Below are 12,670 nucleotides of genomic sequence, written 5' to 3' on the forward strand. Positions count from 1 at the left end.
ACGCATGGGTGACGTTCCGCTGCTGAGGCGTAACGTAACGTCGCAGGGTGATCGAACCGCAGGCCCCCGCTCCGCCCGGCTCCACGCAGTCCCCGGGCAGGCCACGCGGCAGTAGCGACGGCAGTCGCGAGGGCGTGGGCGGAAGCGGTGGCGGGGGCGGGGGCGGTGGCGGGGATGGCCCGGGCGGTTCTCTGCGGTTGCCCGTGCGGCCGGGCACCGGGCGGTTCCTGGTGCTCGCGGGTGTGTTCGTCTGCGCGGCCTGCGGACTCGTGTACGAACTCGAACTCGTCGCACTCGCCGCGTACCTGATGGGCGACTCGGTCACCCAGGCATCCGTCGTGCTGTCCGTCATGGTCTTCGCCATGGGCATCGGCTCGCTGGGCGCCAAGCGGCTGCGGCGGCACGCGGCGGCCGGTTTCGGAGCCGTCGAGGCCGCCCTCGCCCTGGTCGGCGGATGCAGCGCGATGGCCCTGTACGCCGTCTTCGCATGGACCGGCGGCTGGGGCGGTCCGTGGGCGTACGGGCCCCCTGTCCTGCTGGTCGTGTTCTCGCTGGCCGTCGGCCTGCTGATCGGGGCCGAGGTGCCGCTCCTGATGGAGCTGATCCAGCGGATCCGACGCCAGGACGCGGGCGGCGCGGTGGCCGACCTGTTCGCCGCGGACTACGTCGGCGCCCTCGTCGGCGGGCTCGCCTTCCCGTTCCTTCTCCTTCCGTTCCTCGGCCAGTTGACGGGGACCCTGATCACCGGCGCGGTCAACACGGTGGTCGGCGGCGCGCTGGTGCTCGGTCTGTTCCGGCGGGATCTCACCCGCCGCGCCCGCCGCCTGCTGATCGTCGGCAACCTCTGCGTGCTGACCGTCCTCGCCTCGGCCACCGTCCTCGTCGACGACTTCGAACGGGCCGCCCGCCACGCCATGTACGGCTCGGACGTCCGGGTGGCCCTGCGGACCGACGTGCAGGAAGTGGTGCTCACCGGTGACCGGGACGGCCGGTCCCTCGGCCTGTTCCTCGACGGCCGGCTGCGGGCCGGCAGCCGGGACGAACTCCGCTACCACGAGGCCCTGGTGCACCCCGCGATGGCCGGACCGCACGCGCGCGTACTCGTCCTCGGCGGCGGCGACGGGCTGGCCGCCCGCGAGGTGCTGCGCCATTCCGGCGCGCGGCGGGTCGACGTCGTCGAACTCGACGCGGGCGTGGTGCGGCTGGCCCGCCACGACCCCGCCCTGTCCGCACTGAACGACCGCGCCCTCGACGACCCGCGTGTACGCGTCACCACCGAGGACGCCTTCGACTGGCTGCGCGGGGCGCCCCCGGCCGCGTACGACGTGGTGGTCTCCGATCTGCCGCACCCGGAGATCACCGCGAGCACCAAGCTGTACTCGCAGGAGTTCTACGGCCTGGCCCGGCGCCTTCTCGCCCCGGGCGGGCGGCTCGTGGTGCACGCCGGGCCGGTGGCGTCCCGGCCCGAGGCGTTCTGGACGGTGGAGTCCACGATCCGCTCGGCCGGCTTCCGCACCGCCCCGTACGGCACGGGCGGCCGACAGGCCGGTCCCGTCGACGGGCCTGGCCGCACCCCGGCGGACACCACCCGCGCCCTGCGCGACCGGGGCTTCGTCCTCGCCGCCCGTACCGCCCCCGAGCTGCGCCTGGACCCGTCCGGCCCCCGCCCGCGCACCCTCACCGACAGCTCCCTGGCCGCCGGCGCGCGGGCCGTCGAACGTACCCGCGTCCCCGGTCTCCCGCCGTCGACACTGATCCATCCCCGGTACGCGCGCTGAGCCGTGACCGCTGGACCGTGACCGCTGGACCGAGACCGCTGAGGCGGGCCCACCGGGCCGCGTCCGATGGTCCTTTCGCGCCGACGGGGATACAGCCCGGCGTTCGCGTGGGTAGGCTCCGCAGTCATGGAGCACGAGGTGTTCGTTCCGGTTCCGGTGGAGCGGCTCAGGGAGGCGCTGGACGATCCCGCACGGGTCGCCCGCGCGGTGCCGGGGCTCCAGCACGAGGCCGGTGCCGAGCCGGTCACCGGCCGGCTCAAGGTCCGCATCGGCAGCCACTCCATCACCTACCGGGGCGCCGTCCGGGTGTCCCGGCGGGACGACGGCTCCTACGCCGTCGAGGGCGAGGGACTCGAGGCGCGCGGCACCGGCGCGGTGAAACTGGGGCTGAGGCTGACCCTGCGGGCCGCGGAGGGCGGTGCCACGCTCACCGTCCACGGCACGGCGACGGCCGGCGGCCGGGTCGAGGAGCTGCCGCCGGACGCGGTGGCCTCGGCGGTGGCCCGCCTCCTGAACCGCTTCGCGGCGAATCTGGGCACGTCGACGGGGACAACGGGGGAGACGCCTGCGGGGGAAGCGCCTGTGAGTGAGACATCCGCGGGGGAAGCGCCTGTGGAGGAGACACCTGTGGGGGAAGTGCCCGCGGGGGAAACATCCACGGAGGGGGTGCCCGCAGGGGAGACGCCCGTGAGTGAGACATCCGCGGGGGAAGCGCCCGCGGGGGAGACGCCCGCGGAGGGGGCGTCCTCCTCGGAGGAGCCTCCCGCCCCGGAGCCGTCCTCGGCTTCCTCGGCCCCCTCCGTCTTCGACGCGGAGAAGCCCTCTCCGGCCTTCGGACCCGGGCTCCGGGACGACACGGGCGAGACGGGCGACACGAACGACGCGAACGAGACGGATGAGACGGGCGAGACGGCGGAGGAGACAGTGGACGGGGCAGCGGGCCCGGCGGGCGACGCGGACGGGGCCGATGACTCCGTCGGCGCGGACAGGGTCACGGAAACGGAGGCGGACACGGACGCGGACGCGGATGCGGATGAAGACGCCGTCGCCGAGGCCGCGCACGCGCGCCGCACCATGATCGGCCGCAGTGCCGAAGAGGTGGACCACGCTCCGCCCCGGGGCCGCTACGCGCCGGTTCCCGGCCCCCAGACCGTCTCCGCCGTCGCCCCCCTGCGCTGGGCCGCCCCGGCGGCGGCCCTGGCGGTGGCCTCGGCGATCGTCGCGGTGCGGGCCCTTCGCAGGCGCCGCTGACACCCGTGGCCGGGGGTGGGGCCGGGCCGGCCGGCGGAGGCACCCTTGATCACCCCAGTAGGGTCGTCCCGTGAGTGACGAAGACATCACGCTGACCGCGGGCGACGCGGAGGTGACCGTACGGCCGGGGAACGGCGGGCGGGTCTCAGGGCTGCGGGTCGGGGGCCTCGAGCTGCTGCGGCAGGGCGACCGTTTCGGGTGCTTCCCGATGGTCCCCTGGTGCGGGCGGACCAGGGACGGCCGGTTCCGGGACGGGGCGAGCGTCCACCAGCTGCCGTTGAACGCCCCGCCCCACGCCATCCATGGCACCGCCCGTGACGCTGCCTGGCGCACCGCCCGCAAGAGCGCCGACGAGGCCGTGCTCACGTACGACCTCGTGGCGCCGTGGCCGTACCCCGGGAGGGTGACGCAGCAGTTCACGCTCGGCGAGGACGCGCTGACGCTGACCATGGCCGTGGAGACGTACGAGTCGTCCTTCCCGGCGCAGATCGGCTGGCACCCCTGGTTCAACCGCACCCTCGGCGGCCCGGACGACACCCGGGACGTACGCCTCGACTTCACCGCCGCCTGGCAGGAGGAGCGCGGCGACGACCACCTGCCCACCGGCAACCGGACCGATCCCCGTCCCGGCCCCTGGGACGACTGCTTCGGCATGCCCGACGGGGTCGACGTCACCCTCACCTGGCCGGGGCGGCTGGAACTGAGGGTGACCAGCCGTGAGGAGTGGGTGGTGGTCTACGACGAGCAGCACGAGGCCGTCTGCGTGGAACCGCAGACCGGGCCGCCCAACGGACTGAACACCCACCCGCGCCTGGTCACCCCGCTGGAGCCGCTGGAGGCAACGACCACCTGGACCTGGCGGCGGCTCTAGGGCATGCCCCGCAGTACGCCCTGCGGGGCATGCCCCGGCGCCGTCTACCCTGGCTGCCATGAGTGACGTCAACGGAGCAATGCCGCCGGGCACACGCGGCGCGCTGCTGCAGCAGATCAAGGACAAGGCCGTGGTGCACGGCAAGGTGACCCTCTCCTCGGGGCTCGAGGCCGACTACTACGTCGATCTGCGCCGCGTCACCCTCGACGGGGAGGCCGCCCCGCTCGTCGGCCAGGTGCTGCTGGACCTCACCGCCGAGCTGGACTTCGACGCGGTCGGCGGCCTCACCATGGGCGCGGACCCGGTGGCCGGTGCCATGCTGCACGCCGCGGCGGCGCGCGGGCGGCGGCTGGACGCGTTCGTGGTCCGCAAGGCGGCGAAGGCGCACGGCATGCAGCGGCGGGTCGAGGGCCCGGACATCAGGGGCCGCCGGGTCCTGGTGGTCGAGGACACCTCCACCACCGGTGGCTCCCCGCTCACCGCCGTCGAGGCCGTGCGCGAGGCCGGCGGCGAGGTCGTGGCCGTCGCGACCATCGTCGACCGGGCGACCGGCGCCGCCGAGAAGATCCAGGAGGGTGCCGGGGTGCCGTACCTGTTCGCCTTCGGCAAGGACGAGCTCGGCCTGGACTGACCGGCAGGCCCCACGGGACCGGCGGGCAGGCCCCACGGGGCCGGCACTCCGACGTCACCCCGCATAACGACTCGACCGGCGCCGTGGACGGGCGGGGCGAGTCTGGGAAGATGGGCCCGACAACGACGTCGCATCCAAGGTTCCAGGTCAGGGCCGACAGTACGCAGTACGCCAACCCGCACGCGCATGCATAAGGAGCGGACAGATGCCCATCGCAACTCCCGAGGTCTACAACGAGATGCTGGACCGGGCGAAGGCAGGAAAGTTCGCCTACCCGGCCATCAACGTCACCTCGTCCCAGACCCTGCACGCGGCTCTGCGCGGCTTCGCCGAGGCGGAGAGCGACGGCATCGTGCAGATCTCCACGGGCGGCGCCGAGTTCCTGGGCGGTCAGCACAAGAAGGAGATGGTGACCGGGTCGGTCGCCCTGGCCGAGTTCGCGCACATCGTCGCCGAGAAGTACGACGTCAACATCGCCCTGCACACGGACCACTGCCCGAAGGACAAGCTCGACGGCTACGTCCGTCCGCTGCTCGCGATCTCGGAGGAGCGCGTCAAGGGCGGCCGCAACCCGCTGTTCCAGTCCCACATGTGGGACGGCTCCGCGGAGACCCTTGCCGACAACCTGAGCATCGCCCAGGAGCTTCTGGAGCGTGCCCGCGCCGCGAAGATCATCCTCGAGGTCGAGATCACCCCGACCGGTGGTGAGGAGGACGGCGTCTCGCACGAGATCAACGACTCCCTCTACACCACGGTCGACGACGCGATCCGCACCGCGGAGGCGCTCGGTCTCGGTGAGAAGGGCCGCTACCTGCTGGCCGCGTCGTTCGGCAACGTGCACGGCGTGTACAAGCCGGGCAACGTCGTCCTGCGTCCGGACCTGCTCAAGGAGCTGAACGAGGGCACCGCCGCCAAGTACGGCAAGCCGGCCGACTCGCAGCCGTTCGACTTCGTCTTCCACGGCGGCTCGGGCTCCTCGCCGGAGGAGATCCTCACCGCGCTGGAGAACGGCGTCGTGAAGATGAACATCGACACGGACACGCAGTACGCCTTCACGCGTCCGGTCGTCGACCACATGTTCAGGAACTACGACGGTGTCCTCAAGGTCGACGGTGAGGTCGGCTCCAAGAAGACGTACGACCCGCGCACCTGGGGCAAGCTGGCCGAGGCGTCGATGTCCGCCCGCGTCCTGGAGGCCTGCCAGAACCTGCGCTCCACGGGGACGAAGATCAAGTAACCGCACGTACGCGTGGACGGGCCCGGCGCCGGTGGTGCCGGGCCCGACCCGTTTCCGTATGCTCCGAGCATGCCCGATGTCCGGCTGTCCTCCCCGCAGGGCAAGTGGGTTCTGCTCACCACGGTGCTCGGTTCCAGCATGGCCCTGCTGGACTCCACCGTCGTCAACGTCGCCCTCCCGCGCATCGGCCGTGACCTCGACGCGGACCTCGCCGTCCTGCAGTGGACGGTCAACGCGTACATGGTCACGCTGGCCGGGCTGATCCTGCTGGGCGGGGCGCTGGGCGACCGGTTCGGGCGCCGGAGGGTGTTCGTCGTCGGGGTGCTGTGGTTCGCGGCGGCCTCCCTGCTGTGCGGCCTCGCGCCGAACGCCGGTGTGCTGATCGCCGCCCGTGCCCTGCAGGGGGTCGGCGGGGCGCTGCTCACGCCCGGCTCGCTCGCCCTGATCCAGGCGTCCTTCCACCCCGACGACCGGGGCCGGGCGGTGGGTCTGTGGTCCGGCTTCGGCGGGATCGGCGCGGCGGTCGGCCCGTTCCTCGGCGGCTGGCTGGTGGACGGGCCGGGCTGGCGCTGGGTGTTCCTGATCAACGTGCCGCTGGCCGTGCTGTGCGCCCCGATCGCGGTCCGTCACGTACCGGAGTCGGACAGCGGGGAGCGGGCCCACGGCCGCTTCGACGTGCTCGGCGCGGTGCTCGGCGCGCTCGCCCTCGCCCTGGTCACGTACGCGCTGATCGAGGCGGGCGGGGCCGGTGGGGGCTCCCTCCTGGTCGCGGCCACCGGGGTCGCCGGACTGGCCGTCGCGGTCGCCTTCGTGGCCGTCGAGAAGCGCGGCCCGCACCCGATGATGCCGCTGGACGTCTTCGGCTCACGTCTGTTCACGGCGGTCAACATCGTCACGCTGTGCGTGTACGCGGCCTTCGGCGGCTTCTTCTTCCTCGCCGCGCTCCAGCTCCAGGTCGCCGTCGGCTGGTCCGCGCTCGCCGCGGGTACGGCGCTGCTGCCCACGACCGTGCTGATGCTGCTGCTCTCCGCCCGCTCCGGCGAGCTCGCCGACCGGATCGGGCCGCGCGTCCCGCTCACCGTCGGGCCGCTGCTGTGCGCGGCCGGGATGCTGCTGATGACGCGGGTGGGGCCGGGCGCCTCGTACCTCCCCGACGTCCTGCCCGCGCTGCTGGTGCTGGGACTCGGCATGGTCACCCTGGTGGCGCCGCTGACCGCGACCGTTCTCGCCGCCGTGGACACCGCACGGGCGGGCCTGGCCAGCGGCATCAACAACGCGGCGGCCCGCGCGGCCGGCCTGGTGGCGGTGGCCGCGCTGCCCCTGCTGGTCGGGATGGGGCCGGAGGCGTACCGGGAGCCGGACGCCTTCGACGGCGCGTTCGGCCGGGCGATGGTGCTGTGTGCCGGGGTTCTGGTGGTCGGCTCGGTCATCGCCTTCGCGATCGTGCGGCGTCCGGCACCGGACTGCCGCCATCCCGAATGCCGTACGCACGGCAGTGTGGCGGTACCCCCACTGGAACCCGAGACCGAACCCGAGATCGCATCCGGGCCTGATAGGGGGCGGAAAGGTGGTGTTTCACGTGAAACACCACCACCGCCCGGGCCCGAGAGGCTCTAGGCGCGCTTCAGCTCCTCGTACGCCTCGGCGCTGCTGTCCTGGAGGAACTGCTTGCAGCGCTCCGCCTCGTCCTTCTCGTCGATCGCCTCGGCGGCGCGGGCGAGGGCGGCGAGGCAGCGCAGGAAGCCGCGGTTGGGGCGGTGGCTCCACGGGACGGGGCCGTGCCCCTTCCAGCCGGACCGGCGCAGGGAGTCGAGCCCTCGGTGGTAGCCCGTCCGGGCGTACGCGTACGACTCGACCACTCGCCCCGCCTCGAAGGCTTCGTCGGCGAGCATGGCCCAGGCAAGCGAGAACGTCGGGAACTTCGCCGCCACCTCGGAGGGCGGCAGGGACTCCTCGCCGAGCAGGCGGTACGCCTCCTCGTTCTCCGGCAGATGGGTCGGGTCCGGGCCGCCGAGCAGGTTCTTCTGAGTGGTCATGACGCCAGTCTGCCATCTGCCGCGGACCGTTCCGGCGGGGCGGCGGTGTCCGCGTCCAGGGTGACGGCGAAGAGCGCGGCGTCGTCCTGCAGCGCGCCCCCGGTGTGTCGGAAGACGGCGTCGAGCACGGCGTCGAGTACCACGTCCGGGTCCGGCGGGAAGGGCCGGGAGAGCATCGGGACGAGGTCGAAGAAGGTGCCGTCCGCGTCGCGGGCCTCGTTGATGCCGTCGGTGTAGAGCACCAGCGTGGCCCCGGCCGGTAACGCGAACCGGTCGACCGGGACCTCGTCGCCGTCGGGAGCGTCACCGCAACCGCCGCCGAGAACGCTCAGGCCCAGGGGCAGCGACGCCACGGCAGGTTCCAGCGGGACCGCCCTGCCGTCGTGCACCAGCAGGGGTGCCGCGTGGCCCCGGACGGCGATACGGAGTTCGGAGTAGTCGGGGGCGAGCTCCGCGACGACGGCCGTGGCGAACGACTCGGTCTCCGTCCCGCTCGCCTGGTCGATGTCCCCCCGCATCCGCTCCTCCAGCTGCCGGACCACGCCCGGCAGGTCCGACCGGTAGAGGCAGGCCTCGTGGAACGATCCGAGCAGGGCGTTCACCGCGCGGACCGCCTCCAGTCCCTTGCCGCGCACATCGGCGATGAGCATGCGGATGCCGTGCGGCGTCTCGTGGATCGCGAAGAGGTCACCGCCGATGGCGGCCTCCGTGTGGGCGACCTCGTACCGGGCGGCCACGGTGAGCCGTCCCACCCGGCGCGGCGGGTCCGGCAGCACCGCGCGCTGCACCACCGCCGCCACCTCGCGGCTCGTCCTCAACTGCTGCCGGTCGCGTGTCAGCTGCACGTTGAGGCCCGCAGCGATGACGGTGAGCAGGACCAGACTGCTGAACGCGGTGCCGTCGGCGCGGGTCGGCTCTCTTTCCAGGCCCACCAGGAGGAGCCCCACGACGTTCGCCGCCACACCCGTGGTGATCGTCCCGTTCAGGGAGAGGACCGGCGCGGCCACGACGGGGGCGGCCGCGAGCAGGGGGAACGTGCTGAAGTTGTTCAGGAGGAGGAGGTCGAGGACGAAGGCACCCACGAGCAGCGCGGCGGGCAGCCACCGGAGCCACCGCTCGCGCTCCCTCACGTCCCTGCGCCCGTTTCGCATGCGATTCAGCGTTCCTGAGGTGGTCGTCCCGTCGGTGCGGCCGGCACCCAGTCTCCGGCACACCCCGGGCGACGGCTACCGGAAGATCTCCGCGGGCGCGGGCGCGGGCGCGGGCGCGGGCCGGCTCCGGCGGCCAGGGCACGGTGCGGTGTGCTCCCGTTTCCCCGTGCCCCCGCGGCGCGTTCCGAGGACGTGACCTCCGGCGCGTCCCCCTGACGTATCCCCGTGAGGTACCCCCGTGAGGTACCCCCGTGGCCCGTCCGTGATCAGGCGGGCCTTGCGATGCCGGGGGACGATTGCGGAGGATGCCGTGTGGGGACCGGGGCCCCCGTGTCGGTAACGGCAGGGGCGGACCGCTACCCGGAGCACAAAAACAGGAGACAGCGATGTCCCACGAGGCTTTTGAGCCGGAGACCCCGCATCTCGACTTCGAGGGCACGACCCCCTACGAGGACTACGTCAAGGCCGACGTCCTCACCCATCTCCAGCACACCCTCTCCGACGATCCCGGAGAGATGGTCTTCCTGGTCACCACCCAGGTGATGGAGCTGTGGTTCACCGTGATCGTGCACGAGTGGGAGACGGCGGCGAACGCGCTGCGCGGCGACGACATCCCCACCGCGATCGACGCGCTGAAGCGGTCCGTCCGGGAACTGGAGGCGCTGAACGCCTCCTGGAAACCACTCGGACAGCTCACCCCGGCGCAGTTCAACGCCTACCGCGGCGCGCTCGGCGAGGGATCCGGCTTCCAGTCGGCGATGTACCGGCGCATGGAGTTCCTGCTCGGCGACAAGTCCGCGTCCATGCTCGTCCCGCACCGGGGCGCGCCGCGGGTGCACGCCGAACTGGAGAAGGCGCTGCACGAGCCGAGCCTGTACGACGAGGTGCTGCGCCTCCTCGCACGCCGCGGGCACGCGGTCCCCGGCGAGGTGCTGCGCCGCGACGTGTCCCGGCGGTACGAGCCGTCGCCGCAGGTGGAGGAGGTCTGGACGGCCGCCTACTCGGGTGACGAGCGCGGCGACGTCGCCCGGCTGGGCGAGGCGCTCACCGATGTCGCCGAGCTGGTCTGGCGCTGGCGCAACGACCACCTGGTCGCCACCCGCCGTGCGATGGGCGCCAAGACCGGTACGGGCGGCTCCGCCGGAGTGGCCTGGCTGGAGAAGAGGGCGCGGAACAACGTGTTCCCCGAGCTGTGGACGGCGCGATCGTATGTCTGAACCGATGCCCGAGCCGATGCCCGAGCCGGTGTCCGACCCGAGACTCAGGGCGAAGGAACTGGACGCGGCCGACGGACTGGCCGCCAAGCGGGCCGAGTTCGTGCTCGACGCGGACGGCGACGAGAGCGGCGGCGACGCGGTCTACCTCGACGGCAACTCGCTGGGCGCGCTCCCCGTCGCCGTCCCCGGCCGGGTCGAGGACGTCGTCCGCAGGCAGTGGGGCGAGCTGCGCATCCGGTCCTGGACGGAGAGCGGCTGGTGGACGGCGCCCGAGCGGATCGGCGACCGGATCGCCCCGCTGGTCGGCGCGGCGGCCGGGCAGATCGTCGTCGGCGACTCCACGAGTGTCAACCTCTTCAAGGCGGTGGTGGGCGCGGTGCGCCTGGCCCGGCTGACGGACGGTGCCGCCGGAACCGCCCGCGACGAGATCGTGGTGGACGCGACCACGTTCCCCACGGACGGCTACATCGCCGAGTCGGCGGCCCGGATGACCGGCTGCACCCTGCGTCCGGTGCCGCCGTCCGAGGTCCCGGGCGCGCTCGGCGACCGTACGGCCGCCGTACTGCTCAACCACGTCGACTACCGCACCGGCCGGCTGCACGACCTGCCCTCGCTCACGGCCGCCGTGCACGCGGCGGGGGCGTACGTCGTCTGGGACCTGTGCCACAGTGCGGGCGCGCTGCCGGTCGGGCTGGACGAGCACGGCGTGGACCTGGCGGTCGGCTGCACCTACAAGTACCTGAACGGCGGCCCCGGCTCACCGGCGTACCTCTATGTGCGCGCGGAGTTGCAGGACCGCTTCGACTCCCCGCTGCCCGGCTGGAACTCCCACGCGGAGCCCTTCGGCATGCGACCGGAGTACGCACCGGCGCCGGGCGCGCTGCGCGGGCGGGTCGGCACCCCGGACATCCTGTCCATGCTCGCCCTGGAGGCGGCGCTGGACGTCTGGGACGACGGCGTCACGGTCGAGGCGGTACGGGCCAAGTCCCTCGCCCTGACCGACTTCTTCCTGGAGTGCGTCGAGGCGTACGTCCCCGAGGGCAGGGTCGAGTGCGTGACCCCGCGTGCGCACCGGGAGCGGGGCAGCCAGATCGCCCTGCGCTGCCGGGACGCCGGTGACGTCATGCGGCGGCTGATCGAGCGGGGGGTGGTGGGCGACTTCCGCCACCCGGACGTCCTCCGCTTCGGCTTCACCCCGCTGTACGTCGGCTTCGCGGACGCGGAGCGGGCGGCCCGGGTGCTGGCGGAGGTGCTGGCGGAGGCGCCGGCGGAGGCAGAAGCCGACAGCGAGGCCTGACCGACGGCCGGAAGAGGGTGGCCGGGGTCAGGAGGTGCTCTCCGCCCCGGCCACCCTCGGGAAAGGTTCACCGAGCGTGATATCCCCATGTCCACGCACGTCATCGTGCTGATACCGTCCCGGCCAACGGCGGAATTCTTCTCTCGTCCGTCAAGTACGTTTGATCGCTGAGAGGTTGAGCATGAGGGACGACGCCGCAGCCGCCCGGTCCGCAGCCGAGGAGGAGTCGGTCTTCTCCCGTCCGCCGGTCGCCCCCGACGCGACCGCGGCCTACGGCGACGGCCTGGACCAGCTGATCGACTTCTACGTCCCACGTGCCACGGGCGGCCCCGGCGGCCCCGCGCCCGTGGTCGTCGTCCTGCACGGTGGTGCCTGGCGGGCGCCCTACGACCGGCGGCGCGTCAGTCCGTTCGCCGGTTTCCTGGCCCGCCGGGGATTCGCCGTGGCCAGTGTCGAGTACCGGCGCGGGGCGGGGGAGACGGGCGGCGGGGACCCGGTCGCGGGACGGTGGCCCGACACCTTCGACGACATCGCCGCCGCGCTCGACGCGCTGCCCGAGCTGGCCCGCCGTCACCTGCCCGGCGCCGACCCGCGCCGCACCGTGGTCACCGGTCACTCGGCGGGCGGCCACCTGGCGCTGTGGGCCGCCGCCCGGCACCTCCTCCCCGCCGATGCCCCCTGGCACACCGACCGCCCCGCGCCCCTGCGCGGCGTGGTCGCCCTCGCCCCGATCGCCGACCTCGCGGTCGCCGGCAAGCTGGACGTCTGCGGCGGTGCGGTACGCCAGTTCCTCGGCGGCGACGAGCGGTTCGCCGAACGGCAGCCCTACGCCGACCCCGCGCTGCTGCTGCCCACCGGCATCGCCACCACCATCGTCCAGGGCCGTACCGACGCCGATGTCCCGCAGGCGGTCGCCGAGTCGTACGCCGACGCGGCGGCCAAGGCCGGTGAGGTGGTGGGGGTGACGCTGCTGGAGGACGTCGGCCACTTCCCGCTGATCGACCCGGCGGCGGACGCCTGCGCGGTGGTGGCGGAGGAGATCGCCCAACTCGCCTGGTGAACCCGGCCGGCCGAGGTGTGCCCGGCAGGGCTCTCCCCCCAGTGCCGCCGGCCCTGCCCGTCATACCTGAGAGCTACCCCCGGGGTGAGCTCCCCGGCGGGACGCGGACTACCTGCGCCGATCCGTAACTTCCTTGTCCGA

General features: G+C 73.2%; 11 protein-coding genes. 9 read left to right on the top strand and 2 right to left on the bottom strand.

Annotation, left to right across the window (positions count from 1 at the left end):
• Positions 1-47: 47 nt before the first annotated feature.
• The 6 genes from TU30_RS01625 (at position 48) to TU30_RS01650 (ending at position 7,385) form a co-directional block, all read left to right on the top strand.
• Positions 48-1,778, top strand: a complete 1,731-nt coding sequence (locus TU30_RS01625; RefSeq protein WP_078878036.1) for a polyamine aminopropyltransferase — start codon at positions 48-50, stop codon at positions 1,776-1,778.
• A 126-nt stretch (positions 1,779-1,904) separates the two neighbouring features.
• Positions 1,905-3,029 carry an SRPBCC domain-containing protein gene (locus TU30_RS01630; protein ID WP_042163480.1) on the top strand — a complete coding sequence of 375 codons (1,125 nt, stop codon included), beginning with the start codon at positions 1,905-1,907 and terminating at the stop codon, positions 3,027-3,029.
• 70 nt (positions 3,030-3,099) lie between these two features.
• Entirely contained in the window at positions 3,100-3,900 is an 801-nt protein-coding gene (locus TU30_RS01635) for an aldose epimerase (protein WP_042163483.1), read from the top strand.
• 58 nt (positions 3,901-3,958) lie between these two features.
• Positions 3,959-4,531 (top strand): orotate phosphoribosyltransferase, encoded by a 573-nt coding sequence (pyrE, locus tag TU30_RS01640; protein WP_042163485.1) that lies wholly within the window; start codon positions 3,959-3,961, stop codon positions 4,529-4,531.
• Positions 4,532-4,736: 205 nt separating this feature from the next.
• Entirely contained in the window at positions 4,737-5,768 is a 1,032-nt protein-coding gene (gene fbaA, locus TU30_RS01645) for a class II fructose-bisphosphate aldolase (protein ID WP_042163487.1), read from the top strand.
• Between the two features lie 69 nt (positions 5,769-5,837).
• Positions 5,838-7,385 (top strand): MFS transporter, encoded by a 1,548-nt coding sequence (locus TU30_RS01650; protein WP_078878037.1) that lies wholly within the window; start codon positions 5,838-5,840, stop codon positions 7,383-7,385.
• Here TU30_RS01650 and TU30_RS01655 read toward each other — a convergent pair.
• Both TU30_RS01655 and TU30_RS01660 read right to left on the bottom strand, forming a co-directional pair.
• Entirely contained in the window at positions 7,382-7,804 is a 423-nt protein-coding gene (locus TU30_RS01655; RefSeq protein ID WP_042163490.1) for a DUF3151 domain-containing protein, read from the bottom strand. The genes TU30_RS01650 and TU30_RS01655 overlap by 4 nt on opposite strands.
• On the bottom strand, positions 7,801-8,955 hold the full coding sequence (locus TU30_RS01660) for a PP2C family protein-serine/threonine phosphatase (RefSeq protein WP_042163493.1): 1,155 nt from the start codon (positions 8,953-8,955) through the stop codon (positions 7,801-7,803). The genes TU30_RS01655 and TU30_RS01660 overlap by 4 nt, the downstream gene beginning before the upstream one ends.
• A gap of 386 nt (positions 8,956-9,341) precedes the next feature.
• On the opposite strand from TU30_RS01660, the gene TU30_RS01665 reads away from it, so the two are divergent.
• From TU30_RS01665 to TU30_RS01675, 3 genes are all read left to right on the top strand, one after another.
• Complete coding sequence (locus tag TU30_RS01665) at positions 9,342-10,172, top strand: tryptophan 2,3-dioxygenase family protein (protein ID WP_042163496.1); 831 nt, start codon at positions 9,342-9,344, stop codon at positions 10,170-10,172.
• 16 nt (positions 10,173-10,188) lie between these two features.
• Positions 10,189-11,469: a kynureninase gene (gene kynU / locus TU30_RS01670; protein WP_370626543.1), complete on the top strand. Its 1,281-nt coding sequence runs from the start codon at positions 10,189-10,191 to the stop codon at positions 11,467-11,469.
• 181 nt (positions 11,470-11,650) lie between these two features.
• Complete coding sequence (locus tag TU30_RS01675; protein ID WP_042163498.1) at positions 11,651-12,529, top strand: alpha/beta hydrolase; 879 nt, start codon at positions 11,651-11,653, stop codon at positions 12,527-12,529.
• Positions 12,530-12,670: the final 141 nt, after the last annotated feature.

Origin of the sequence: Streptomyces sp. NBRC 110035, assembly GCF_000829695.1 — a bacterium.
Classification (GTDB): Bacteria; Actinomycetota; Actinomycetes; order Streptomycetales; family Streptomycetaceae; genus Streptomyces.